A 25195-nucleotide genomic window follows, 5' to 3' on the forward strand; every position below is an offset into this window, starting at 1 on the left:
GGGGAAACCCCACCCTTTATTGCATCTTAGTATTACAAAAATCATGTAAATAGTTATAAAGTTCACGAAATAAAGGACATTTTTTTTGTAAATTTTCTGGGACTATTTTTAGTAATAACAAAGGTGTATGTAATCCTTTAGAAAATCGGACTGATTGCATATCAAAGTTTAGTTCTAGTAAAATGCTACTATCAACAATTAGCTGAGATAATTTATCTTGACAACAATCTCGATCTTGATCATATTTACTAAAAGATTCAGGATCATCAAACGAGATATTTTTCTGAGTGCTTAACCACCAACGCATTTTTTCATGTCTACCGCGAAAATCTGGATGTTTAGCAATAGTATTATCCCAATCCCCAATCATCCATGATTCTAATTCAGGTGCAGCAAAAGCGATATATTGAGGAATATCATGAGATTCAGTTATCTTAGATATTGCTGATATAAACTTCTCTCTTTGAGAATTAACATCTCGACAATCTAAATCATCAAAAACTAAAATTAAATCACATTTTTTGGGATCACATTGCAAAGCAATAGGTAATTCTTGAGTAATTTGTTCAATTAAACTCTTACCTGTTTTACCATAACCAGTTACCTTCCCAGGTTTTGGTCCTGGTTTGAGTCTTGCTGGTGTTTTCCGTTCAAATTGACAACTGGGAAAATTCTTTTCTAAAAAAGGAATTAATCCTCTCACCTCCGCTTCTCCACCACCTGCAAATACCCAAACTACCACGGCCATCCTCCCACAGTAGGATCTCCTACACGGTATAAATCACCTAATTGCCATCCTTCTTCTAGTTTTTGATCTAAAATTTCATGAGAGAGTGTTTTCATGGAAAAATGCGTCTTATCTTGAGAATAAAAACAATAAACATTTTCTAAGCAATCTGTAAAATGATCTAAAAGATCAGGACTATGAGTAGTGATAATAATTTGAGTTTTTCTAGCAGCTTGTTTAATCCATTCTGCTAAAATTGGCATCCAAGATACGTGCAAACCTAATTCTGGTTCATCAATAACTAATAAAGAGGGTAAAATAGGAGAATGTAATATAGTTGCCCAGCATAACATTCTTACCGTTCCATCTGACATTTCTGTAAGATAAAATGGTTCTTTAATATCTTCAAAATGCCATTCTAATGTTAATGATAATCGCCCAGAACGAAGAGAACGCAGACGACGGGTTTTAGGTAAAATGGACTTCATGGCATTATTAATGCTGTCTTCAAAGTCAATATTTTCCTGGGTTAAATTCTCAAATACTAAGGGTAAATTATTTCCTGATGTAGATAAATAAATATCATTTCCTCCTATTTTTGGTTCTGAATTTCTAATTTGATGCAAATCCATATTATTCGCATTATAAAATTGCCATTGAGAAATAAATGCAATTAACTCTCTCCTAATTTTATACCCAGGTGTAGTTATCAGTTTATTTTGACTATTTTCTAATAATTCTGGAAGTACATTTAAACCTAGAATGTTTGCAGGAATATTATCTAATACTTCAAAATGTGTTCCTGATTTCTGTTCACCTTGATTATATACTGAGATCACACCTTTACCTATTCTTTGCAGTTTTGGATCATTAAATTTATAATAATAAAAAGGTGATAAATCTGGATTTACTAAATTATCTCCACTATATAAAGATTCTTGATGAATAGTTAATTTCTGTTTTTTCCTATCTACAAACAAATCAAGATCAAGAACTGAATTTTTCAGTTGACTCGTATCTTGTAATTGTTCTGAAAAGCCATACTGAAATTTAATGACCGCAGGACTAGCAACACTATTATCTAATATTCTATCATTGCCAATTTTACTAATTGCTTCTTCAAAACTAGTAATACCACGACTTTCATCAGAAACATTAGTTAAACAATCCTTTAAAAATTTTAATGTACTAATAAAATTACTTTTTCCAGAACCATTTGCTCCTATGAAAATATTAAGATTTTTTAACTCTACGGATTGAGATAACGAGAGATTTTTATAATTTTGGGTTAAAATAAATTTAAGAATTGGTTGATACATATTTTTTTACTAACACTATAGAAAGATATTTTTGACTGAGAAGATTATACAATATATTTTCTGAAATTTACAAGAAATATATATGAGTACAGCACTTTACTCAACTATGACTTAATTCCCAATACTGGTGTTTATTGTTGTTCCATAGCCAAGGGTGACTTTAGCGATAGGTTAAGTAATATCTTTGAAATGTTGATTTTTTCTACCTTTAAATACTCCTGCTGGTAGTCCCACAGGGATCTTAATTAAATAGACACTCTATACCAAATTTGTAGAAAGTTTTGGTTCTTACAATACCTAGTCCAAATTGGAAAAAGCTTTGATTTGTAGGTTGGGTTGAAGTATAAAACCCAACATGAGCGTTCCATTGCGCTATTGCTTAACCCAACTTACAGGAAATGGACTGGGAAAAAAATTAGAATCTGTGCAACAAACAGCACAGATTTTTCTAGCCGAAAGTGTTATTTATAAGTAAATCACAACTCAGATTTTTTCACTTTCCCCCATAAACTAATTTATATTTTGACTATTTTTTTCTAACAACAATCAATATCGTTTTGACAAATTAATAAAATTGGGGACTACTTTTACAGGATGCTATTTTCCCAAGTTCTATGCAAATTTGTCAAAATCCCAATTGTTCTAACCCCTTTAATCCCAAAACCTCTAAATTTTGCCAAAGTTGTCAAGAAAGTAACTTTGGAGAAATGCTGCGTAACCGTTACCGGGTTTTAAGATTATTAGGTGAAGGTGGTTTTAGCAGAACCTACGCTGCTGAAGATGTAGATAGACTTAATGCACCCTGTGTTATTAAGCAATTTTTTCCCCAAGTGCAAGGAACTGGACAACGTGCTAAAGCTGCGAAATTTTTCAAAGAAGAAGCTTTTAGATTATATGATTTGGGAGAAAATCACTCTCAAATTCCGCGACTTTTGGCTTATTTTGAACAAGGTTCTAGTTTATATTTAGTCCAGGAATTTATAATTGGTAAAACTCTTCTAGAAGAACTGCAAAATCAAGCTTATAGTGAAATAGAAGTTCGTCAACTTTTGACTGATTTATTACCAGTGTTAGATTTTGTTCACAAACACAATGTGATTCACCGCGATATTAAACCAGAAAACATTATTCGTCGAGATAGTGATAAAAAACCGGTCTTAATTGATTTTGGTGGTGCAAAACAAGTTACTCAAACTAGTCTAGCTAGACAAGCAACAGCTATTTATACCCTCGGTTATGCACCAACGGAACAAATGGCCGGGTTTGCTTGTCAAGCAAGTGATTTATATGCTTTGGGTGTAACTTGTGTGCGGTTATTAACTCAAGATTTACCATTACAAGATGATTATGGACAACTAAAAGATCATCTTTATGATGCTATGAATGCTAAATGGTTATGGAAGGAACGTTTACAACTTAAAGGAATTACTATTAGTGATGAATTTAAGCAAATTTTAGATAAATTACTCCAACATTTTGCTAGTGATAGATATCAGTCAGCAATGGATGTTTTACATGATTTGAATTTTGCTAAATCCCCCGTTGTCATTAAATTCCCCCCTGTTTCTAAACCACCATTAACACCATTACCTCCACCACCTCCCACAAAAATTATTGTTCCCTTACCCCCTTTGTATAACTTTGATTTTTATGTCATTACTGTAGACACTACTGGGAGAGAAGTTAATCGTGATCGACGTAATTCTAAATATTTTCATGAGGAATTAGGCAGAAATACAACCTTAGAAATGGTGTCAATCCCTAATGGGACTTTTATCATGGGTTCTCCTATTTGTGAAGGTGATAGTGATGAACGTCCCCAACATCAAGTAATAGTTCCATCTTTTTTTATGGCTAAATATCCTATTACTCAAGCACAGTGGAGAATAGTAGCAGCTTTACCAAAAGTTCAACAAGAATTACATCCCAACCCCTCGAAATTTAAAGGTACAAATCTGCCAGTAGAAAATGTTTCTTGGTATGAAGCTGTGGAATTTTGTGCTAGATTAAAAATTAAAACTGGTAGAGAATATCGTCTACCTAGTGAAGCAGAATGGGAGTATGCTTGTCGTGCGGGAACTACCACATCTTTTCATTTTGGAGAAACAATTACCTCCGATTTAATTAACTGTAGTGGTAGTGATACTTATGCTGGAGAACGAAAAAGTAGATTTCGTAAACAAACAACAAATGTTGGTTATTTTGAAGTTGCAAATGCTTTTGGTTTATATGATATGCACGGTTTAGTATGGGAATGGTGTGCCGATCCTTGGCATAATAACTATCATGGAGCGCCTATAGATGGTAGTGTCTGGGAAAATGGTGGTGATCAACATCGTCGAGTTTTAAGGGGTGGTGCGTGGAATTTTAACGCGCAACTTTGTCGCAGTGCTAGTAGAAGTTGGAATGAAGCAGACGGTGGTTTACGAATTTGTGGTTTTCGAGTAGTATTTTCTGTTTAAATTTAGTTAGTAGTGAGAACTTTAGTCCTCAACATCAACAACAACTAAGGGACTGAAAATTAGAAAAATATCCTCAACTGTAGGGTGCGTTATCCTGGAATTTAACACACCCTAATAAATTAGATTATTTATTCTTTGGCAATCCCTAATCTAAATTAAATTCCACAAATTCCGGTAATCCTGGATATACCATATTTCGATCTATGGCCGATAATATCTTCTGATCAGAATTAGGAGAATTTAAACAACGACAAACCAATGCAGCAACATCCGCACGATGAATAGTCCCCACAATTTGAGGATTTTCAGTTAAAATTCCGTTGTTGGTAGCAGATTCTGATTTTAAACCACCAGGACGAATAATTGTATAGTTCAGTCCGCTGGAAATCAGGTATTGTTCAGCCTTTTCTTTTTCAATTAAAACGGGTTTGAGTGCTGCTAATGCTTGGGGAGGTAAAGCCACAACACTATCACCACTACCAATGGAAGTTACCAAAATAAACTTTTTTACTCCCGCTTTAACTGCTGCATCAATCAGGTTTTTATTACCGATATAATCAGGTTTGATATTATCTGTCGGTAAACCTCCTAATGTACTGATAACCGCTTGAATAGGTTCATTTCCTAACATTCCCTGTTCAACATCTGCCGCATTTAAAGCATCTCCTAAAACTGGATGAATACCCATTGCTTTTAGTTCTACAGCAGCGGTTTCTGTTCTCACAAGTGCTTTAACTTGAATTTCCTGTGCTGTCAAATATTTAGCGATTTCTTGACCAACACCGCGACTAGCACCAGCTAGAAAAATGTAAGATGTGACTGACATAATTAGTTGATAAAAAAGATCCTATATTTACATCTATCACAAAATGGTCATTTTAAAATGGGACTATTTCAAATTCAAAAGTAGCAAGCAAACGCTGATCAATATAAACTTCTATTTGATGTTTACCTAAAGGATCTCCAGGAGAAATAGTCCAGAAATTTTCAATCACACCATTAACAGGTGTTTGTATTCGGGTGGAAATTGCCGTTTTTCCATCTTTTGATATGGAAAGATTTTGATGATTCTCTGTAATCCAAGTTTCGGGAGATTTTGGTAAAGTTAAAACTTCTCTCCATTGGACTTTATCTGGATAGTTATCAAGTTTAATTCTCCAACCATAAGCATCACCTTCTTTTAACGGAACGGTAGTTGTTGGGAAAAAATTGACCTTTCCTGATGAATTAATTATCTTAACTCCAAATTCAGTTTTATTAACAGCTAGTTGCTGATTAATAATTCCATGACTATATTTTTGTTTACTTTCTTGCTGACTTTCTGCTAAAGCAATATCAGAGTTATGTAAACCCGATATTATTAATGGAAACATCAAAGATAAAGGAACTAGTAAAACCTGAGTATTTGCAATTTTAATCAACATTATCTTCTAATAAACAAGTAGGATAGAAAATATATATATCCTACTTGAGAAGGATATTTTTGGCAATAGTTAATCTTCGTCAAGTGCAGGTAAAATTTCTTCAAATTGCCACAATTGATCTTTATTTTTCAGAAACCAAATTCGAGTTTCTGTAGTTAATTTACCCCAAATAATATCAGCGGGAACATGGGGAGAAGCATATTGAAATTCTTCACCGATAATTCTGAGATTATCTTCTATATTCCCAGGAATACCAAAGTCCTGCCAATCAATTTTGACATTTCTGCCGGTAACTCCCGCAGTCGGGTCAAAAATTAATTGTGAGGCTCTAACTAAGTCAGCAAAGTGTTGCGGTTTTAATCCAATTACTTCTTGGATTTCAGGTGATTTATAGGGATCTTCAGACATTTTTACTGGAGTTATGTAGATGTGTAATTTAGGTAACTTACTACCAGAGATTATCCCACTCTCTTTAGTTTAGCTCAAAAAATTGAGATAAAATTTAAGAAAAAAACCTCTAATAAAGTTTTGGTTGGTAATTTGATTTAACAAGTTCTCTGATTTTATTGCTACCCTCAAATTAGAGGGGTAATTTTGTTTTTGTAGTGCCATTACAGGATTTACGATCAAATTTCTGGCTTCAATTAGGGACTTATTTTCATAAAGAGGTATAACAATATGCTGCAAAAATTCCGTAATCGCACAGAAGCAGGGAAACTGTTAGCTGCTCAGTTAACAGAATATGCCCATTGTCCTGATATTTTAGTATTAGGGCTTCCCCGTGGCGGTGTACCTGTGGCTTATGAGGTAGCAAAGGAACTTAATGCACCTTTAGATATCTGCTTGGTGCGGAAACTAGGTGTACCTGGACATAAGGAATTGGCCATGGGGGCTATTGCGACCGGAGGAGTCCGTGTTATGAATGAGAATGTTGTAGATTCATTGCATATTTCCCAAGCAACTATTGATCAAGTAGTAGCAATAGAAATGCGGGAATTAGACCGCCGCCGCCACGCTTATCGCGGTAATAGTCCCCTAGCAGAGGTAAAAAATCATATCATTATTCTGGTGGATGATGGTATTGCTACGGGTGCTACTATCCGAGCAGCGATCGCTACGTTGAAAAAACAACAACCCCAGAAGCTTGTAGTAGCTGTTCCAGTGGCGGCGGTATCTACTTCTGAAGAATTAAAAGCAGAGGTAGATCAGGTTATATCAGTAATAACACCAAACAATTTGTATGCAATTGGTATTTGGTACGAGGATTTTCGGCAAACAACCGACGCTGAAGTATGTGAAATTTTGACAACGCAAAAATTATTGGTAGCTAAAGACTCCTAAATCGAAGTTAAAGTTATTGATAGAACATTGGGTGTCAGTTAAGAAAGTGTCACTCTCTACACTAGCTATTTGGTGTTAAAAGGGGTATCATTAGCAAATGCAAGGAGTGATACCACTTCACTTGATACTTGTTACAAGTCCCCTCGCGCTGCTTATACTTCCTGTTATTTGAGTTGCGGGTCTAAAATGTCACAAAACTAGTGAAGTAGTATAAAGTTATACGGGGAAACGCTTGAGTGAGAAAAAACTCAGGCGTTTTTCTTATTTATAACTACTAGTAGTTTGACTTTAATTGCACATTTGCAAGCCTCTTTTTAAGAAGAGGAAAATCTAAAATCTAAAATCTAAAATCCAAAATCCAAAATTGGTTGACAGGGAGTATTGTGGAAATAGAGGTTTTGTTACTCAATTAGGTTAACAAGATATGGACACTGAAGAACTAAAACGGCGTTATGCTGTGGGAGAAAGATATTTTGTTTCGGCTAAATTAGTCAAAGCTAAACTAATTAATGCTTACTTACCAGGAATTAATTTATGGGGAGCAGATTTAAGCGAAGCAAATTTAGCTAAAGCTAAACTGTGGGGCGCGAATTTGAGTAGAGCGAATTTAGCCCAGGCCAATTTAACTAGAGCGAATTTATCTGGTGTTAATCTGACTGAGGCAAATCTTAGAGGTGCTACATTGCATTACACCAAGTTCTACGGCGCGAATTTACATGGTGCATATTATGATGAAAGTACCAAATTTCCTAGAGATTTTGATCCTCTTAGTCACAATATGCAAAAGTTGTAAATACTTAAACTGCTTCTGCTGTTGGTATGGGAAATATTTTAAAGTAGTGAGCAATAGCAATAAAAATTAGGTATTTTTAGGTAAATTTATGACAGAAATTAAATTTGCTATTGAAGGTGAAGACGCAATTACAGCCACAAAAGAACTTTTGGCAATTGAGGGCATAACTGGTAACTATACCGTAAATTCAGAAGAAATCGAAAGAGAGCCAGTTATTACCACTGTAGCCACTATAGTTGGTCTTGTGGGTGGAACTCTGGCCATTGCTGAACAAATCCGCAAGAGTAGGAATAGTTTTAACACAAAAGTGGATTAATACTAGCCGATTTCGTGAAACCTTACATCTATGCAAATCTACCTTAAATATTGTTGAAAGCTATGAAATTCTTACTAATCTAGCACGATCTGAACAAGAACTTGGAAACATTGAACAAGCACAGCAAGATTATCAACAAGCATTAGAACTCTGTCCAGCAACAGATAAAACAACAAAAGCGGTAATTATTAATAACTTAGCCAGTATCTACGCCAAAACGGGAAAAATAGAAGAAGCGATCGCCCACTACCAGCAGTCTTTAGAAATCAAAGAAAGCATTGGTAATGTCCAAGGTCAAGCCGTGACTTTGCACGGTTTAGCCAGTATCTACGCCAACACAGGGAAAATAGAAGAAGCGATCGCCCACTACCAGCAGTCTTTAGAAATCAAAGAAAGCATTGGTAATGTCCAAGGTCAAGCCGCGACATTAGCAATGTTGGGACAGTTGTTAGCATATAACAAAGGAGATTTTGTGACTGCACTAAAATATTTACATCAGTCTTTAGAGATATTCCAGCGTATTCAATCACCCGATGCTGAAACAGTGAGGAAAATTATTAATGATGTGCAAAAAATGGCAAACGGTTAAGGTAATTTCTTTAAATTCCAAACTTTGATAACATTGTAAAAAATCTGCGTTTATCTGCGTCCATCTGCGTTTAATTATTACTGCTTGTATCTCACTTGAATGGGAATTGCTATAATAATTTCCCCTTGATTGTTAAATTCATAATCATCAATCTATGACCAAAAAAGTAGATATTGGTAGTAAACGCTTAATCAGTCTCGCACCCGATAATTGGGTACAATGGGTAACACAAAGAAAAGATATTCGGGTGAAAGAGTTTATTTCCTCAGAATTTCAATGGATCAGCCGCGATAATGACGTACTGATTAAAGCCGAAAACCCAGAGGGGGAATTTTTAATTCTCAATGAGCTACAATTGCGTTATAACGAGAAAGTTCCGCTGAGAATGACGGCTTATATAGCTTTAGCACGGGAACGTTATAAATTACCCATTTATCCCGTACTGATCAATATTTTACCCCACGTCAAAACACCCAATATTCCCAACTTCTATCAACAAGAATTTATGGGAATGAAAAGTTATCAAGACTATCGGGTAATTAATCTCTGGGAAATTGAAGCTAGTTTAGTATTTGCAGAAAATTTATCAAGTTTATTACCTTTTATACCAATTCTCAAAGGAGGTGGTGAAGAAGCAGTTGTCAGAGAAGCAGTAATTAAACTGCGAGAAAATGAACAGTTAAGGGATTTAGAACCATTATTATCATTTTTTGCATCCTTTGTCCTAGAAATACCAATAGTTCAACAAATCATGAGGTGGGATATGACAGTATTAAGAGAATCACCCTGGTATAACGAAATCCTCAAACAAGGTTTACAACAAGGTTTACAACAAGGTGAACAACAAGGTGAAGCTAATTTAATTATTCGTCAATTATCAAAGCGGTTTGGTAATTTAGATCCAGCAATTGCATCACAAATTCGCCAGTTATCAATTTCACAATTAGAAACATTAGGAGAAAGTATTTTTGATTTTTCTGCTATGGCTGATTTAGAAACCTGGTTACAACAAAATATTGATTAAGTCATTGCAAGAGACATTTGAGGAAATGTCTCTCTTTTTTGGCAATGTCTAATCAACTTTAAACCTAGCTAATAATTCCTGACGGGAAAGATTAGATAAATTAAGTAATAACTGGGTTCTTTCTGTTAAAGAAAGTTCCATTAACGGACTGACAATAGCAGATAACTCCTCATCTAAATTACCAAAACGCACCGCTAACAAACTCTCTACCATCAAACGTTGTCCGTCTTTTTGTCCTTCCTGTCGTCCTTGCTGTCTTCCTTCCTGTCTTCCTTGTTGTCTTCCTTCCTCTATTCCCTCTTGTTTCCATTCTTCCCGTTGTTTAAGATACGCTGGTGATAAACTCATAATTAACTCCCTTGCTTCTTCATCATTAACATCACTATTCAATTCTAAATTTTTCCGCCAAGATGCGAAAATTTCCATTAATCTATCCCATTTATCATTCTCTTTTGACAGTTCAACTACTTCGCTGATAGCTTCCATTTGAGTTCTACCTTTTCCCATTACCCTTAACCATAGTGTATCCTCTGTCATGGATAACTGATTGATAGCCACAATAGCCGCTTTCTGGTATTTTGGCAGAAAATAAACTCCTTTTTCCCATCCCTCCTTTATTTTTGCTCCAAACCCTTCCAGGATTCTTTCAGAACAAGTTGGTGTTAAAATCCATAGAAGGGGTAATTCTTGTTCAGAAATAGAACGTTTTTCTCTTTTGGTTTGTCTTAACAATTCACCCTGAACACTATACAATTTTAACAAACAACTCCTAATTTCTATCTCATTAGGTGCATTACGGTAAGGTTCAAATAGACAGCTTGTAACCGCCATTTTTCCTAATAATCCTAATTCGGAATTTGTAGATGTTGTAGTTGGAACAAACCAAACATCTATTTCTTGAACTTCGCTTTTTACATCTTTACTCGTTTCTACCTTACCTAGAGGTTTTAATAGTTCTTCTAGATATTCTTTGGCCAGTTGGTCGTGGACTTGTCGTGTCATGAATTTCCTAGTATAGCCGTAATTTCTCATTACCAGGGCTTGTTTTTGAATTAGGAATTGTACAGTAAGTGCCAAAACAACATACACTTTTTGTGAATTAACCTCACTGACAAAAGGAGTTGGCCATGAATAAGTTTTTATTCGTAAGTGATTTAGATCATACCCTAGTAGGCGATGATCAGGCATTGTTGGTATTGAGCGATCGCTTGCAACAGCATCGTCAACAATATGGTACAAAGATAGTCTACTCTACAGGGCGATCGCCTGTGCTTTATCGAGAACTCCAACAGGAAAAAAATCTCTTCTCCCCAGATGCTTTAGTTCTCTCGGTTGGTACAGAAATATATTTGCATGGTAGCAACCATCCCGACACAGAATGGGCGGATATTCTCTCTCAAGGTTGGCATCGGGAAAAGATTTTATCCATTACTGAGCAATTCCCGGAATTAGTGTTACAGCCAGATACAGAACAACGTCCTTTTAAAGTCAGTTTTTTCCTGAAAGCTGAATTATCGGGCATTTTACCACAACTTGAGACAGAATTGCAAAAATCCCAACTAAATATAAAATTAATTTATAGTAGTGAAATTGACCTTGACATTTTACCCCATACCAGCGATAAAGGTCAAGCAATGCAGTTCCTCCGTCAGAAGTGGAAATTTGCAGCCGAGCAGACTGTTGTTTGTGGTGATTCAGGTAATGATATTGCTTTGTTCGCTGTTGGTAGGGAACGGGGAATCATTGTCGCTAATGCTCGTGAGGAGTTACTGCAATGGTATCATCAGCATCCCGCTGACTATCGTTACCTCGCACAAAATCGTTGTGCTGCTGGGATTATGGAAGGTTTAAAATATTTTGGTTTCCTAGAATGATTAGCTATCTTAAAGGTATCGTCGCTGGTGTCCAAGCCATTACCCCTAATCGTGTTATCTTGACCCTAGAGGTAAATGGCATGGGTTACGATTTGCAAATTCCTCAACGTCTGGCCAACCAGTTAACATCTACTGGAGATGTGGTACAAATTTTTACCCATTACCAGATCCGGGAAGAATTACCTATGCTCTACGGTTTTTCTTCTCCCTCAGAACGGGATTTATTTCGTCATTTACTCAGTGTCAGTGGTATTGGTGCGGCCTTGGCCATCGCACTCTTGGATACAATGGAATTACCAGAGTTAGTTCAAGCTATTATCGCTGCTAATATCCAAATCTTAATTCAAGCTCCTGGTATAGGCAAAAAGACCGCTGAACGCATCTGTTTAGAACTCAAGAGTAAATTAATCGAATGGCGCAAATCAGCCGGCTTCTTCGTCGCTACGGGCGGACCTGCACCAGGAATTTTAGAAGAAGTGCAAATGACTCTGTTTGCTTTGGGGTATACTGCTCATGAAGTTAGTAATGCTTTGCACGTTGTTAGTGAAGATGTTGGTTTACCGAAAAACGCCTATGTAGAGGATTGGATTAGACAAGCGATCGCTTATTTGAGCAGCAATGATATGATTTTACAGTAGATTACAGGATTAAGAGGTACAAATGTTCATAGTAAAACTCTGATTGTGTCTGCATCCTACCAGCTTATATGTACCTCAATCATAATGCAATCATTATACAATCATATTTAACCTAACCTAATTACGCCCTCTGCAATATAGTTATAGGAGGAAAGAATGTACGACAGCGATAAACGTAAACTATTATCAGCCTTGTGTCACGGAGCAATTTTTTTTAGCACTACAATTGTCTCCGTTGGTTTACCCATAGCTATATTATTTGTATCAGATGATCCTGTCGTCAAAGAGAACGCGAAGGAATCTATCAATTTCCATTTTAACGTTTGGTTCTATGGAGCAATTCTCGCAGCTTTGTTTTTTTTAACCGGTTGGTTGGTTTTAACCCTAATCATCCTGTTGCCACTAGCAGGTTTAGGGTATATATTACACTGGGGATTAACCATCTGGGCGCTAATTGCTGTTTTCCGTAATCCTGAACAACCCTACCGTTATCCCTTTATTTTCCGGGTTTTTTAAAAAATAGTATTTCCCTTCTGCTGTCACTTCTGGGAATAGGGAATTAACCGCGATATTAAGACCATGGAGAATATTGACTGAATTTTTTTGAAGATTGTTTTTTGCAAATAGGTTATCAGCAAATGTCCATCAAGTTGTAAAATATAAAATTGCCCCACAGCTTCATCAACAGTAGGGCAAAAGACAGTTAAAGCACTGCTTGTAGTTTGTCTGAATAGAGCCAGCTAAAAACCTGCTTCTGTGACGCTTTATTCTGTGTCCATCGTATTGTTTTCTCTGCACAAAATTTATGTTTCCTATCCACCGCCCCCGTCGTCTGCGTAGCCATACCCAATTACGCCGTATGGTACGTGAAACCGTTTTAACTACTAGCGATTTGATTTATCCATTGTTTGCTGTACCAGGGGAAAGTATAGCCAAAGAAGTCAAATCTATGCCCGGTGTTTATCAACTTTCCGTAGATAAAATTGTTGAGGAAGCTAAAGAAGTTTATGATTTAGGCATTCCCGCAATTATCCTATTTGGAATTCCTGAAGATAAAGATATAGATGCTACCGGCGCGTGGCACGATTGTGGTATTGTCCAAAAAGCAGCAACCGCAGTTAAAAATGCCGTTCCTGATTTAATTGTCATGGCTGATACTTGTTTGTGTGAGTATACAAGTCATGGCCATTGTGGTTATTTACAAGTTGGGGATTTAACAGGTAGAGTATTAAATGATCCAACTTTGGAATTATTAAAGAAAACCGCAGTTTCCCAAGCTCAAGCCGGTGCAGATATTATCGCACCTTCGGGAATGATGGATGGTTTTGTGCAAGCAATTCGCGCCGGTTTGGATGCAGCGGGCTTTGAACATATCCCCATTATGTCCTATGCTGCTAAATATGCTTCAGCTTATTATGGACCATTTAGAGATGCGGCGGACTCAACACCACAATTTGGAGATAGACGCACGTACCAAATGGACCCCGGTAACGCTAGGGAAGCCCTGAAAGAGATTGAATTGGATATCGCTGAAGGTGCGGATATGCTGATGGTTAAACCAGCATTGGCATATATGGATATTATCTGGCGCGTTAAGGAAGCTAGTAATTTACCTGTAGCGGCTTACAATGTGTCTGGTGAGTATGCGATGGTGAAAGCAGCGGCTTTAAACGGTTGGATTGATGAGCAGCGCGTTGTTATGGAAACTTTAACCGGGTTTAAACGGGCTGGTGCTGATTTGATTTTGACTTACCACGCTAAGGATGCGGCTAGGTGGTTGTAAGTTAAGATATTAACTCACGCAGAGGCGCACAGACGCGGAGAGTGTTTTTGTGTTTGGGCGTGAGATTTTTGGCCTTTGGTTGCAAGATAGAACAAATATTAAAACCCACATTCCGCACTTTTGCTATTTTTGCGTGCAATTATGCTTCAAGTCAGATATCATGAGTTTTTCACCCCTACGTGCTGACAATTGATGATCAAGAATATTCCTAGTGATCAACAACAGTGCTAGGCTTGACGGTATTCGGGACAATGGCACGATAAAATTCTATAACGATAAATTGCAATAAAGGTCTAAATGGCAGAAACACTATTTTTCAACGCCCTGCGGGAAGCTATTGACGAGGAAATGTCCCGCGACTCTAAGGTATTCGTTCTGGGTGAAGACGTAGGACACTACGGCGGTTCTTATAAAGTTACTAAAGATCTACACCAAAAGTATGGTGATTTGCGAGTTTTAGATACCCCTATTGCGGAAAATAGCTTTACTGGAATAGCTGTAGGCGCTGCTATGACCGGGTTACGTCCTATTATTGAAGGAATGAATATGGGCTTTCTGCTCCTGGCCTTCAACCAAATTTCTAATAATGCGGGTATGTTACGCTATACTTCCGGTGGTAACTTTAAAATCCCTATGGTCATTCGTGGTCCTGGAGGTGTGGGTAGACAATTAGGTGCGGAACATTCCCAACGTCTAGAAGCTTATTTCCAAGCTGTTCCCGGTTTAAAAATTGTCGCTTGTTCCACCCCTTACAATGCTAAAGGCTTACTGAAAGCAGCTATCCGCGATGACAACCCAGTCTTATTTTTTGAACACGTTTTACTTTATAATTTAAAAGAAGATTTACCAGAAACAGAATATGTCCTCCCCTTAGATCAGGCTGAAGTTGTCCGTAAAGGTAAGGATGTGACAATTTTAACTTATTCACGGATGCGATATCATGTTTTACAAGCTGTGAAATCTTTGGAAAAACAAGGTTATGATCCAGAAGTTATTGATTTAATCTCCCTCAAACCTCTCGATTTTAACACTATTGGCGCGTCCATTCGCAAAACTCACCGCGTTATCATCGTGGAGGAGTGTATGAGAACCGGGGGTATTGGTGCGGAATTAACCGCTTCTATTAATGACCGCTTATTTGATGAATTAGACGCTCCTGTATTGCGTCTTTCTTCCCAGGATATCCCCACCCCTTATAATGGTAATCTGGAACGCCTCACAATTGTTCAACCAGAGCAAATCATCGAAGCAGTCCAGAAAATGGTCGCTTTGCGCGTTTAGGTGACAGTTGACAGTTGACAGTTGTACGGGCGAACGGCCGTTCGCCCGTACGGATGTCTATGGTTACTGAGATGAGCCTAAGTATTACCTATTCCCTCGGAAATTTTCTACTCACAACCGACAAAAAGAGCGTTATTATAACCTTTGTCAGTTGTGAGTCATGGTATGCAAAAACAGCGATCGCTATTAGCATTAATTATAGTCTTGGTAATTGCCGCTATTACAGTAATTATCACAATTCCTGTACCCCTGGGACTAGATCTACGGGGCGGTTCCCAGCTTACCATTCAGGTAAAACCAACAGCGGAAATTCCCCAAATTACCGAAAGGGAATTGGAAGCTGTGAAAAGAGTGGTCGAAGGACGAATTAATGGTTTAGGTGTTTCTGAACCTGTAATTCAAACCGTGGGTACAGACAAAATTTTAGTACAATTACCTGGTGTCAATGACCCAGAACAAGCAGAACGAATATTAGGAGGTACAGCGCAATTAGAGTTCCGTATCCAAAAACCAAATACAGAAGCTCAACTTATAGCTTTACAGGTAACAAAAAACGACCTAAAAACCAAGCGGGAAGAATTGAAAAAGACCAAAGATCAAGCTGCAATTAATACCAATAAACAAGAGTTTGATCAAAATAATCAAGCGGTAGCAGAATTGTTTGAAAGTACCAACCCACCTCTGACTGGTAAATATCTCCAGGATGCCTATGGACAGCCCACTCAGGGCAATAATTGGGACGTGGCCATTCGTTTTGATCAAAAAGGTGGTGAACTCTTTGCCGGACTAACAAAAGACCTGGCGGGAACTGGTCGCGGTATCGGTATTTTCCTCGATAATGAACTGATTAGTTCACCGACGGTGGGAGTAGAATTTGCTGCTACTGGGATTACAGGCGGTTCTGCGGTAATTACAGGTCGTTTTCAAGCCCAAGAAGCGAATGATTTAGGGGTACAGTTGCGCGGGGGTGCATTACCCGTTCCTGTGGAAATTGCGGAAAGAAGAACGGTAGGCGCTACCTTAGGAAAAGATAGTATTCAAAGAAGTATCTATGCTGGTATTGGCGGTCTAACTTTAGTATTAATATTTATGGTGTTGTACTACAGACTACCAGGAATGATCGCAAATGTATCACTATTAATTTACTCCCTGCTCACTTGGGCTGCTTTCTGTTTACTGAGTGTCACCCTCACCTTACCCGGAATTGCGGGTTTTATTCTCAGTATCGGTATGGCTGTTGATGCTAATGTTTTGATTTTTGAACGCACTAGGGAAGAATTACAAGCTGGTAAATCTCTGTATCGTTCTGTAGAATCCGGTTTTTACCGCGCTTTTTCTAGTATCTTAGATAGTAATGTTACTACCTGGATTGCTTGTGCTGCTTTATTTTGGTTGGGTTCAGGACTAGTAAAAGGCTTCGCGCTCACATTAGCTTTAGGTGTAGCGGTAAGTATGTTTACCGCAATTACTTGTAGTCGCACATTGATGTTTTTAGTTATTTCCATTCCCTCTTTGCGGAACACCAAACTTTATGCTCCTAATGTGCCAGTAATAAATAAGACAGGAGTGGCACAATGAGATTAGATATTAACAAAGCACGGGGTACATGGTGGACTATTTCCTGCGTTATTATCCTCAGTGGGATAATTTCCATGGTGATATCTTCCTTAAATCCCAATATTAAAGCCCCTTTGCGTCCTAGTTTGGACTTTATTGGCGGTACAAGGTTGCAATTGGTGCGAGATTGTGGCAAAATTGGTAATTGTGACCAACCCATAGATATCAACGTTGTGCGAGAGGTGGCTAAATCTCAGGGTCTTGGTGATAGTAGTATCCAATTAATCTCGGAAAATGGCCAAGAAAATGGTATCACTATCCGCACGAAAACACTCCCAGCCGAACAGCGTATCAATCTACAAAATGCTCTCAGTGAAAAAATCGGCGCTTTTGACCCGCAAAAAAATCAAGATGACTCCGTTGGTGCAACTTTAGGAAAGGAGTTATTTACTTCCGGGGTCTTGGCTTTAATAGTTTCCTTTATAGGAATTACTATCTACATGGCTGTCAGGTTTCAATGGGATTACGCTGTATTTGCCATTGTGGCCTTGTTTCACGACATTTTGATTACCACTGGGGTTTTCTCGATTTTAGGCTTGGTTTTCGGCGTTGAAGTAGATAGTCTGTTTATCGTGGCCTTGCTGACTATCACCGGTTTTTCTGTCAATGATACTGTTGTCATTTATGATCGGATTCGAGAAACGATTAAACTTCATCCTGAACAACCAATTGCTGATGTTGTTGATGATGCTGTTAACCAAACTTTAAGTAGGTCAATTAACACGACTTTAACAACTCTACTAACATTAACTGCCATCTTCTTCTTTGGTGGGGAAACACTGCATAATTTTTCTTTAGCCTTAATTGTGGGCTTTACAATGGGAGCTTATTCTAGTATTTTCATTGCTAGTACACTGCTGATCTGGTGGCGAGAACGTAGTGAAAATTACCCAGTTGAAACCCCTATCAGTTCCCCAGAAAGTTAAATTCAAAGTTAAATTCATTGATCACTTGTTCCTAGTCGGAGACTGGGAACGAGATTAAGGAGATTTTGTAGACGCTTATACCATTCCTATGGATAAACCTGAAGTACCACTTGAGGACGAACAATTAGCTTTAGACCCTAATTTTACTCAACAAATACAGAAACTATATCTGCTAACAGTATATGGTAGATGGTTATTTGCTGGCTTTTTGTGGCTAACTATCGCGCCTTTTTGTCTGTGGGATTTACGGGCGGAAATTTATTTGTTGCAACAATATTTTACCTGGGTAGGATTACGATACGCGCTGATTTTTCACCCTCTGTCTACTCTTGGTTTAACCTTGTGTATTGCCATGACAACTTCTGTGTTAGTCTGGCAAATTCGTAATATCCTTTGGGGATTACCATTAAAAGAGCGGGAACATTTACAAAGGCAAGTTTATCACATTCGTCAACAAGGATCTACACATCCTCTATGGAAGTGGGTTTGTAAGTGAGTGGGTAATAGGTAATGGGTAATGGGTAATAGTAATGAAAAGGAGTTTTTTAACTTTTAATTCAAATGTTGCATATACATATACAGCCTTAGTAATTTTCAGGAAAATATGTCATAACAGAAGCGAACATATTGTGATAATTGGATAATTATAGATGAAATATTCTCAAATTCAATTTAGTCAAAGTCGTGGTGATATTGATATTGGTCAACTTCAAGAATTGTTTGATATTGCTGCTTTTTGGGCAAAAGGACGAAATATTAAAGATTTGGCTATAGCTATTGCTAACAGTGAACCTGTTATTTCTGTCTGGGATCAAGAATTATTAATTGGCTTTGCTAGAGCGACCTCTGATGGCATCTATCGCGCTACAATTTGGGATGTTGTCATTCATCCAGATTATCAAGGTAATGGACTAGGGAGCAAGTTAATAGAAACCGTTTTAAATCATCCCCGAATGCAAAAAGTAGAGCGTGTATACTTAATGACTACTCACCAACAAAAATTTTATGAAAAGATTGGTTTTCAGGTGAATAAAACAACGACAATGGTTTTATAAAATCTTGACCAAAAATCTGGGATACAAGCCCCGTCCACTTCGGCAAGTGTTACAGTGAGCTTGTCGAACTGCTCAGTGCATCGCTTTTAGGACGGCTTTATGTTAAAATTTGGTTATAGTCGCCATAAGGCATTGGGAGACTTTAAACGGACATGGAGGGACGATAAGACCACTTGTGGCGTGTTCCAGTGAAGTGTCAAGAATCATCGCACCTTCAGGTCGGTGAGTATGTCAAAATTACCACCTACGCAAAATACCTCTCAAACTCTCTTGTCTTCGTGTCCTTTGCTCCTTTGTGGTTTATTATTCCCTAACTTGTGCGTAAGTAAGTGAACGGAAAAAAACCGACATAAGTAACGAAAAGTAAAGTTGCCCAAAACCTCTTCCCTGTTCCCTGTTCCCTGTTCCCTGTTCCCTGTTCCCTGTTCCCTGTTCCCTTGTCATAACGACAATTTTTAACGCCAACCTACTTAAGTCCTCAGAATCTTCATAAATTAAGCAGTTTAAACAATGAATAATCATCCTTATGCCTGGATAAACGAATCTCTGTCCACTATTCACCAGGCTGACTGGTATCGTTCCGTAGAAACTATTCACAGCCGTCCTGGTGCAACAGTGTTATTATCTGGGCAAGAGGTGATTAATTTTGCTAGTAATGACTACTTAGGACTAGCAGGTGATCAACGTTTACAAACAGCCGCTATTAATGCTATTCAAGAATTTGGCACTGGTAGTACAGGTTCTAGATTACTCAGTGGACATCGGGAATTACACAGAGAATTAGAACGGGAAATAGCATCTAGCAAACAAACCCAAGACGCATTAGTATTTAGCTCCGGTTATTTAGCAAATCTAGGTACAATTGCGGCTATAGTCGGTAAAAGAGACTTAATTTTAGCTGATCAATTTAACCATTCCAGCCTCAAAAAAGGGGCAATTCTCAGCGGTGCAACGGTGATGGAATATCCGCACAGTGGGATGGCAGCACTATGTCAAAATTTACAGCAATATCGCAAGAATTACCGACGCTGTTTAATAGTTACTGATAGCGTTTTTAGCATGGATGGTGATTTATGTCCATTACCCCAACTGCTAGATTTAGCGACAGAATTTAGTTGTATGCTACTACTAGACGAAGCTCATGCTACGGGAGTCATGGGTAAAACTGGTGCTGGGTGTGTGGAACATTTCGGGTGTACAGGTAGAGAATTAATTCAAATTGGCACATTAAGTAAAGCTTTGGGGAGTTTGGGCGGCTATGTAGCCGGTAGCAGCACCCTAATTGACTTTTTACGCAATCGCGCCCCTAGTTGGATTTATACCACTGCTCTTTCCCCCGCAGACACAGCCGCAGCCTTAGCGGCCATAAAAATAGTCCAACAAGAACCGCAAAGGCGATCGCAATTGTGGCAAAATGTCAACTATTTAAAACAATTAATTGAAGATAATTTACCTAACTTAAAATTATTACCGACGGAATCAGCGATATTATGTTTTCAATTACCCAACGCAGCCGCAGCATTAACAGCAGGAAAGCTAATGCAAGCATCAGGAATTTTTGCCCCGGCCATTCGTCCTCCCACAGTGAGTACAAGTCGGATTAGAATATCTATGATGGCCACCCATGAGTTAGCACATATTCAGAAATTGGTAGAAGTGATCAAAACCATGGAACAATTAGCGTCAAAATATTGACCCCAAAGCCGTATCAGAACAGAAAATAGTTTGGATTAAACTTTCTATCCTGTCTAAACTATTTAAAAATAAACATCAATAGAAATTCCAACTTATCAGCGTAGAAAATTAACATCTTCATAAATATCAGTTAAAAGACATTTAAAATTTACACTTGTTAACTCTAATTGTTGATTTCCTCTATAACTATAAAGTTCCCATCTTCCTTGATTATTGAGACTAAAACGATCAACTCTTTGACGATTTTGACTAACTAAAACATATTCTTTTAAGGTTTCTAATTCTTGATAGTCAATGAATTTATCACCTCTATCAAAAGCTTCAGTTGCAGGTGATAAAACTTCAATAATTAAACTTGGATAGCATTTAAAATATTCAAACTTTGTATCTCTTGGATCGCAAGTTACCATCATATCAGGATAATAAAAAATATCCAGAGTTTCAATTTTAGCTTTCATATCAGTCACGTAAAGACGACATCCTGTACCACGAATATGATTTCTTAAAAGAGCAACTAAATTAGTAGTGATTGTCACATGGGCATCACTAGCACCTGCCATTGCGTAAATTTGCCCTTGAATATATTCATGTTTAATGGGGCTATTTTTTTCTAATTCTAAATATTCTTCTGGGGATATATAGGGATGAGATTGGGTAAGATTCATATATTTTTATGGTTAATCAGAGATGAGTTTTTAGGTGCGTTTATAGTGTAGCAATTTTAAAGATTTTTTGTGTCAATGACAATTTGGAATTTTAATAATAATGAATATCACAGTTATCAGGTAATAGGTGACAGGGAACAGGTGCTACGCCACGGGGACAGGGAACTCTTAACTGGGAACAGCTTTTTGAGTAGGGTGTGTTAGCGACTAGTAACGCACCATTGGTAAAAACTTTAGGTGTAACATAGCGATAGCGAAGCGCTGCTGCAAGCAGTTCGCTACATCTATATAATAATATAGTAACGCATCATATTAAATCTTCATCCTGTACATCCTTTCATCCTGGATATCCTGATTCTGACAAATGTAAAAGCATGAATGTTACCAGAGTATATAATAACGCACCATATTAAATCATTATCCTGTACATCCTTTCATCCTGGATATCCTGATTCTGACAAATATAAAAGCATGAATGTTACCAGAGTATTATGTATATGACACTAATTAACACACATTAAATCTAAAAAAATACGGTTGTACTTCTGACTTTAATCAATTACCATCATATTATGACAAGGTTTTATTACGTGAAGTTGCTCATTTTCTACCCCATATAACAAAAACCAACAGTACCGGGTGCAAAGGAAAAAATTATGTCTAACAACTCTTTTCTCCGTCAAACCGCGACAACAATTGTTTTTATAGATGCCTCCCTTTCCGACTATCACACCCTCCAAGCAGGAATTATCGAAGGCGTAAAAACAGTTATTATTTCCCCAAAGCAAGACGGAATTGAGCAAGTTAGCCAAATTTTACAACAACATCCCCACATCACCACCATTCACATCCTTTCCCACGGTGCGCCTGGATGCTTATATTTAGGCAATAGTCAATTAAACTTAACTAATATTCATAATTACACCCAACAATTACAACAGTGGCAACCTCAGAATATTTTATTATATGGTTGTAACGTCGCTGCTGGGGATGCTGGGGCAGAATTTATTCACAAATTACATCAAATTACCAAAGCCACCATTAGCGCCTCCACCACAAAAACCGGCAATGCAGCATTAGGGGGAAATTGGCAGTTAGAGGTAAATATTCCCGTTACAGAGACATTCCATAGAACATCTCTACATTTGTCAGATATTGTTGCACACACCCTCCACACCTACCAGGGAGTATTTGCACCCACATTAGTGGGCAATTATAATACATCTGGCTATGCTTTTGGTATGCAAGTTGTCGGTAACTACGCTTACGTAGCTGATGAGTATTCAGGACTACAAATAATTGATATCAGCAACCCCTCTACCCCCACCCTCAAGGGCAATTATGATACATCTGACAGAGCTTATAGTGTGCAAGTTGTCGGTAACTATGCTTACGTAGGTGATGAGTATTCAGGACTACAAATAATTGATATCAGCAACCCCACTACCCCCACCCTCAAGGGCAATTATGATACATCTGGCCGGGCTTTTGGTGTGCAAGTAGTCGGTAACTATGCTTACGTAACTGATGAGTATTCAGGACTACAAATAATTGATATCAGCAACCCCACTAACCCCACCCTCAAGGGCAATTATGATACATCTGGCCGGGCTTTTGGTGTGCAAGTAGTCGGTAACTATGCTTACGTATCTTATTTTACTTCAGAACTACAAATCATTGACATAAGCAACCCCACTACCCCCACCCTCAAGGGCAATTATTATACATCTGGTGCTAGAGGTGTGCAAGTAGTCGGTAACTATGCCTATGTAGCTGATTATGATAAAGGACTACAAATAATAGACATCAGCAACCCCACTACCCCCACCCTCAAGGGCAATTATGATACATCTGGCTATGCTACAGGTGTGCAAGTAGTCGGTAACTATGCTTACGTAGCTGATCGTGAATCAGGACTACAAATAATTGACATCAGCAACCCCACAACCCCCACCCTCAAGGGCAATTATGATACATCTGGCAGTGCTATAGGTGTGCAAGTAGTCGGTAACTATGCTTACGTAGCTAATGATTATTATGGACTACAAATCATAGACGTGAGTGAGTTTACTAATAAAGCACCCACTAACCTCACACTCTCCACCAGTACAATTGCAGAAAACCAAGTTATTGGTACAGTGGTGGGTAATCTCAGTAGCACAGACCCAGATACAGCAAACACCTTTACTTATAGTTTAGTCACTGGGAACGGTGCAACGGATAATAGTTTATTTACCATTACCAATAATCAACTCAAAACCAACTCTATATTTGACTTTGAAACTAAAAACAGTTACAGCGTTCGACTCAGGACAACAGACCAGGGTGGGTTATTCTTTGAAACACAATTAACCATTGGAGTCACTGACCTTAACGATAACGAAAGTTTCACCACCACAGCCCAACAAGATATCATAGATGCTGACTATGGAGAAGACACCATCACCAGTACATGGGCTAATTTACAACAAGACGACACCATCAAAGGTGGTAATGGTACAGACACCTTAATTATCACCGGAGGAACAGCTAATGCTCTTATCTCCATAGATACCAGTAACACCACCAATCAATTAGATATTCCTGGGACAACAGTATTCGGATTTGAACGCTTTGATTTAACTAGCTTTGCGGGTACTATCAGTTTTGATGGTACTACTGGTAATGATTGGGTTAAAGCAGGTACAGGAAACGATGATTTAGGAGGTGGAGATGGTAATGACACTCTCAACGGGGGAACGGGTGCAGATTTATTAGTCGGTGGTAAAGGTAATGACACTTATGTAGTGGATAATGTGGGTGATGTCATTGCTGAATTTTTAAATCAAGGTATTGATACCGTTGAATCTTCTATCACTTGGACATTAAGAGCCAACTTAGAAAACCTAACGTTACAAGGAACAACCGCTATTAACGGTACTGGTAACACCCTCAATAATACCATTACAGGTAACACTGGTAATAACGTTCTTAATGGTGGTGCGGGCGCTGATACCCTCATTGGTGGTTTAGGAAATGATAGCCTCATTGGTGGTGCTGGTAATGACTCCTACTATGTTGACAGTACAGCAGATATCATCACGGAATCAGTAAATCAAGGAACTGATATTGTTTTCAGCACCGCAGCAACTTACACCCTCAGCGCCAATGTAGAAAACCTAACGTTACAGGGAACAACCGCTATTAACGGTACAGGTAACACCCTCAATAATATCATTACAGGTAATACAGCCGATAACGTTCTCACTGGTGGTACGGGTGCTGATACTTTAATTGGTGGCGCTGGTAACGATTCCTATTATGTGGACAATACAGCAGATAGCATTACAGAAAATGCTAATGAAGGAACAGATAGCGTTTTCACAACTGTAACCTATACTTTAACCCCCAATACCGAAAACCTAACGTTACAGGGAACAACCGCTATTAACGGTACAGGTAATGACCTGAATAATATCATTACAGGTAATACTGGTAATAACGTTCTTACAGGTGGTACGGGTGCTGATACTTTAATTGGTGGCGCTGGTAATGACTCCTACTATGTGGACAATACAGCAGATACCATCACAGAAAACTTGAATGAAGGAACTGATAGTGTTTTCACAACTGTAACCTATACCTTAACCCCCAATACCGAAAACCTAACGTTACAGGGAACAACCG

The 25195-nt window shown here is 38.0% G+C and carries 24 protein-coding genes; 17 read left to right on the forward strand and 7 right to left on the reverse strand.

Translation table 11 applies throughout. The annotated features are described in order from the left end of the window. Positions 1-16: 16 nt before the first annotated feature. On the reverse strand, positions 17-748 hold the full coding sequence (locus tag H6F39_RS10950) for a hypothetical protein (RefSeq protein WP_190396698.1): 732 nt from the start codon (positions 746-748) through the stop codon (positions 17-19). After that, a complete protein-coding gene (locus H6F39_RS10955) occupies positions 736-2046 on the reverse strand; it encodes an AAA family ATPase (RefSeq protein ID WP_137908763.1) in 1311 nt (436 codons plus the stop codon). Before H6F39_RS10955 ends, H6F39_RS10950 begins: the two co-directional genes overlap by 13 nt. A 614-nt stretch (positions 2047-2660) precedes the next feature. Here H6F39_RS10955 and H6F39_RS10960 point away from each other — a divergent pair. Beyond that, complete coding sequence (locus tag H6F39_RS10960; protein ID WP_137908762.1) at positions 2661-4508, forward strand: bifunctional serine/threonine-protein kinase/formylglycine-generating enzyme family protein; 1848 nt, start codon at positions 2661-2663, stop codon at positions 4506-4508. 145 nt (positions 4509-4653) lie between these two features. On the opposite strand, the gene H6F39_RS10965 is transcribed toward H6F39_RS10960, so the two are convergent. The 3 genes from H6F39_RS10965 to H6F39_RS10975 all read right to left on the reverse strand — a co-directional run bounded on the left by H6F39_RS10965 (position 4654) and on the right by H6F39_RS10975 (position 6340). Further along, positions 4654-5334, reverse strand: coding sequence for an SDR family oxidoreductase (locus H6F39_RS10965; protein ID WP_137908761.1), 681 nt, complete (start codon positions 5332-5334; stop codon positions 4654-4656). A 52-nt stretch (positions 5335-5386) separates the two neighbouring features. Further along, positions 5387-5932 (reverse strand): hypothetical protein, encoded by a 546-nt coding sequence (locus tag H6F39_RS10970; protein ID WP_190371677.1) that lies wholly within the window; start codon positions 5930-5932, stop codon positions 5387-5389. 69 nt (positions 5933-6001) lie between these two features. After that, a complete protein-coding gene (locus tag H6F39_RS10975; protein ID WP_137908760.1) occupies positions 6002-6340 on the reverse strand; it encodes a hypothetical protein in 339 nt (112 codons plus the stop codon). A gap of 270 nt (positions 6341-6610) precedes the next feature. Between H6F39_RS10975 and H6F39_RS10980 the strand changes: the two genes are divergently transcribed. The 5 genes from H6F39_RS10980 to H6F39_RS11000 all read left to right on the forward strand — a co-directional run bounded on the left by H6F39_RS10980 (position 6611) and on the right by H6F39_RS11000 (position 9995). After that, positions 6611-7273, forward strand: a complete 663-nt coding sequence (locus H6F39_RS10980) for a phosphoribosyltransferase (RefSeq protein WP_190396699.1) — start codon at positions 6611-6613, stop codon at positions 7271-7273. A 424-nt stretch (positions 7274-7697) separates the two neighbouring features. Further along, positions 7698-8066 carry a pentapeptide repeat-containing protein gene (locus tag H6F39_RS10985; protein ID WP_190396700.1) on the forward strand — a complete coding sequence of 123 codons (369 nt, stop codon included), beginning with the start codon at positions 7698-7700 and terminating at the stop codon, positions 8064-8066. 88 nt (positions 8067-8154) lie between these two features. After that, positions 8155-8382, forward strand: a complete 228-nt coding sequence (locus H6F39_RS10990; protein ID WP_236097156.1) for a hypothetical protein — start codon at positions 8155-8157, stop codon at positions 8380-8382. Further along, positions 8330-8971 (forward strand): tetratricopeptide repeat protein, encoded by a 642-nt coding sequence (locus H6F39_RS10995; protein ID WP_190396701.1) that lies wholly within the window; start codon positions 8330-8332, stop codon positions 8969-8971. The genes H6F39_RS10990 and H6F39_RS10995 overlap by 53 nt, the downstream gene beginning before the upstream one ends. A gap of 154 nt (positions 8972-9125) precedes the next feature. Beyond that, on the forward strand, positions 9126-9995 hold the full coding sequence (locus tag H6F39_RS11000; protein ID WP_137908755.1) for a DUF4351 domain-containing protein: 870 nt from the start codon (positions 9126-9128) through the stop codon (positions 9993-9995). A gap of 48 nt (positions 9996-10043) precedes the next feature. On the opposite strand, the gene H6F39_RS11005 is transcribed toward H6F39_RS11000, so the two are convergent. After that, positions 10044-10997: a hypothetical protein gene (locus tag H6F39_RS11005; protein ID WP_137908754.1), complete on the reverse strand. Its 954-nt coding sequence runs from the start codon at positions 10995-10997 to the stop codon at positions 10044-10046. Positions 10998-11122: 125 nt separating this feature from the next. Here H6F39_RS11005 and H6F39_RS11010 point away from each other — a divergent pair, with 125 nt between their 5' ends. From H6F39_RS11010 to bioF, 10 genes are all read left to right on the forward strand, one after another. Beyond that, positions 11123-11869, forward strand: a complete 747-nt coding sequence (locus H6F39_RS11010) for a sucrose-phosphate phosphatase (RefSeq protein ID WP_190371674.1) — start codon at positions 11123-11125, stop codon at positions 11867-11869. Continuing rightward, positions 11866-12507 (forward strand): Holliday junction branch migration protein RuvA, encoded by a 642-nt coding sequence (gene ruvA, locus H6F39_RS11015; protein WP_137908752.1) that lies wholly within the window; start codon positions 11866-11868, stop codon positions 12505-12507. Before H6F39_RS11010 ends, ruvA begins: the two co-directional genes overlap by 4 nt. Before the next feature lie 156 nt (positions 12508-12663). Continuing rightward, complete coding sequence (locus H6F39_RS11020) at positions 12664-13023, forward strand: DUF4870 domain-containing protein (protein WP_028090616.1); 360 nt, start codon at positions 12664-12666, stop codon at positions 13021-13023. Positions 13024-13312: 289 nt separating this feature from the next. Beyond that, a complete protein-coding gene (hemB, locus tag H6F39_RS11025; RefSeq protein WP_028084839.1) occupies positions 13313-14290 on the forward strand; it encodes a porphobilinogen synthase in 978 nt (325 codons plus the stop codon). 297 nt (positions 14291-14587) lie between these two features. Then, on the forward strand, positions 14588-15571 hold the full coding sequence (locus tag H6F39_RS11030) for an alpha-ketoacid dehydrogenase subunit beta (protein WP_137908751.1): 984 nt from the start codon (positions 14588-14590) through the stop codon (positions 15569-15571). Between the two features lie 165 nt (positions 15572-15736). Next, the gene (gene secD, locus H6F39_RS11035; RefSeq protein ID WP_190371681.1) at positions 15737-17149 is read left to right on the forward strand and encodes a protein translocase subunit SecD; all 1413 of its coding nucleotides are present in this window, start codon (positions 15737-15739) and stop codon (positions 17147-17149) included. Further along, a complete protein-coding gene (gene secF, locus H6F39_RS11040; protein WP_190396702.1) occupies positions 17146-18114 on the forward strand; it encodes a protein translocase subunit SecF in 969 nt (322 codons plus the stop codon). Before secD ends, secF begins: the two co-directional genes overlap by 4 nt. Before the next feature lie 88 nt (positions 18115-18202). Further along, the gene (locus H6F39_RS11045) at positions 18203-18610 is read left to right on the forward strand and encodes a hypothetical protein (protein WP_137908749.1); all 408 of its coding nucleotides are present in this window, start codon (positions 18203-18205) and stop codon (positions 18608-18610) included. A 154-nt stretch (positions 18611-18764) separates the two neighbouring features. Continuing rightward, positions 18765-19169 carry a GNAT family N-acetyltransferase gene (locus tag H6F39_RS11050; RefSeq protein WP_190396703.1) on the forward strand — a complete coding sequence of 135 codons (405 nt, stop codon included), beginning with the start codon at positions 18765-18767 and terminating at the stop codon, positions 19167-19169. A 510-nt stretch (positions 19170-19679) separates the two neighbouring features. After that, on the forward strand, positions 19680-20864 hold the full coding sequence (bioF, locus tag H6F39_RS11055; protein ID WP_190396704.1) for an 8-amino-7-oxononanoate synthase: 1185 nt from the start codon (positions 19680-19682) through the stop codon (positions 20862-20864). Between the two features lie 95 nt (positions 20865-20959). Here the strand turns inward: bioF and H6F39_RS11060 are convergent, their stop codons facing one another. Further along, positions 20960-21529 carry a Uma2 family endonuclease gene (locus H6F39_RS11060; protein ID WP_190396705.1) on the reverse strand — a complete coding sequence of 190 codons (570 nt, stop codon included), beginning with the start codon at positions 21527-21529 and terminating at the stop codon, positions 20960-20962. Positions 21530-22185: 656 nt separating this feature from the next. On the opposite strand from H6F39_RS11060, the gene H6F39_RS11065 reads away from it, so the two are divergent. Next, the coding region (locus tag H6F39_RS11065; RefSeq protein ID WP_190396706.1) for a DUF4347 domain-containing protein at positions 22186-25195 on the forward strand (3010 nt) is incomplete at its 3' end.

This window comes from Dolichospermum sp. FACHB-1250 (genome assembly GCF_014696335.1).
GTDB lineage: Bacteria > Cyanobacteriota > Cyanobacteriia > Cyanobacteriales > Nostocaceae > Dolichospermum > Dolichospermum planctonicum.

Bases quoted from the DNA above. Each gene is read 5' to 3' on its own strand.
- H6F39_RS10950 (WP_190396698.1), bottom strand. From the start codon at position 748: ATGGCCGTGGTAGTTTGGGTATTTGCAGGTGGTGGAGAAGCGGAGGTG.
- H6F39_RS10955 (WP_137908763.1), bottom strand. From the start codon at position 2,046: ATGTATCAACCAATTCTTAAATTTATTTTAACCCAAAATTATAAAAAT.
- H6F39_RS10960 (WP_137908762.1), top strand. From the start codon at position 2,661: ATGCAAATTTGTCAAAATCCCAATTGTTCTAACCCCTTTAATCCCAAA.
- H6F39_RS10965 (WP_137908761.1), bottom strand. From the start codon at position 5,334: ATGTCAGTCACATCTTACATTTTTCTAGCTGGTGCTAGTCGCGGTGTT.
- H6F39_RS10970 (WP_190371677.1), bottom strand. From the start codon at position 5,932: ATGTTGATTAAAATTGCAAATACTCAGGTTTTACTAGTTCCTTTATCT.
- H6F39_RS10975 (WP_137908760.1), bottom strand. From the start codon at position 6,340: ATGTCTGAAGATCCCTATAAATCACCTGAAATCCAAGAAGTAATTGGA.
- H6F39_RS10980 (WP_190396699.1), top strand. From the start codon at position 6,611: ATGCTGCAAAAATTCCGTAATCGCACAGAAGCAGGGAAACTGTTAGCT.
- H6F39_RS10985 (WP_190396700.1), top strand. From the start codon at position 7,698: ATGGACACTGAAGAACTAAAACGGCGTTATGCTGTGGGAGAAAGATAT.
- H6F39_RS10990 (WP_236097156.1), top strand. From the start codon at position 8,155: ATGACAGAAATTAAATTTGCTATTGAAGGTGAAGACGCAATTACAGCC.
- H6F39_RS11000 (WP_137908755.1), top strand. From the start codon at position 9,126: ATGACCAAAAAAGTAGATATTGGTAGTAAACGCTTAATCAGTCTCGCA.
- H6F39_RS11005 (WP_137908754.1), bottom strand. From the start codon at position 10,997: ATGACACGACAAGTCCACGACCAACTGGCCAAAGAATATCTAGAAGAA.
- H6F39_RS11010 (WP_190371674.1), top strand. From the start codon at position 11,123: ATGAATAAGTTTTTATTCGTAAGTGATTTAGATCATACCCTAGTAGGC.
- ruvA (WP_137908752.1), top strand. From the start codon at position 11,866: ATGATTAGCTATCTTAAAGGTATCGTCGCTGGTGTCCAAGCCATTACC.
- H6F39_RS11020 (WP_028090616.1), top strand. From the start codon at position 12,664: ATGTACGACAGCGATAAACGTAAACTATTATCAGCCTTGTGTCACGGA.
- hemB (WP_028084839.1), top strand. From the start codon at position 13,313: ATGTTTCCTATCCACCGCCCCCGTCGTCTGCGTAGCCATACCCAATTA.
- H6F39_RS11030 (WP_137908751.1), top strand. From the start codon at position 14,588: ATGGCAGAAACACTATTTTTCAACGCCCTGCGGGAAGCTATTGACGAG.
- secD (WP_190371681.1), top strand. From the start codon at position 15,737: ATGCAAAAACAGCGATCGCTATTAGCATTAATTATAGTCTTGGTAATT.
- secF (WP_190396702.1), top strand. From the start codon at position 17,146: ATGAGATTAGATATTAACAAAGCACGGGGTACATGGTGGACTATTTCC.
- H6F39_RS11045 (WP_137908749.1), top strand. From the start codon at position 18,203: ATGGATAAACCTGAAGTACCACTTGAGGACGAACAATTAGCTTTAGAC.
- H6F39_RS11050 (WP_190396703.1), top strand. From the start codon at position 18,765: ATGAAATATTCTCAAATTCAATTTAGTCAAAGTCGTGGTGATATTGAT.
- bioF (WP_190396704.1), top strand. From the start codon at position 19,680: ATGAATAATCATCCTTATGCCTGGATAAACGAATCTCTGTCCACTATT.
- H6F39_RS11060 (WP_190396705.1), bottom strand. From the start codon at position 21,529: ATGAATCTTACCCAATCTCATCCCTATATATCCCCAGAAGAATATTTA.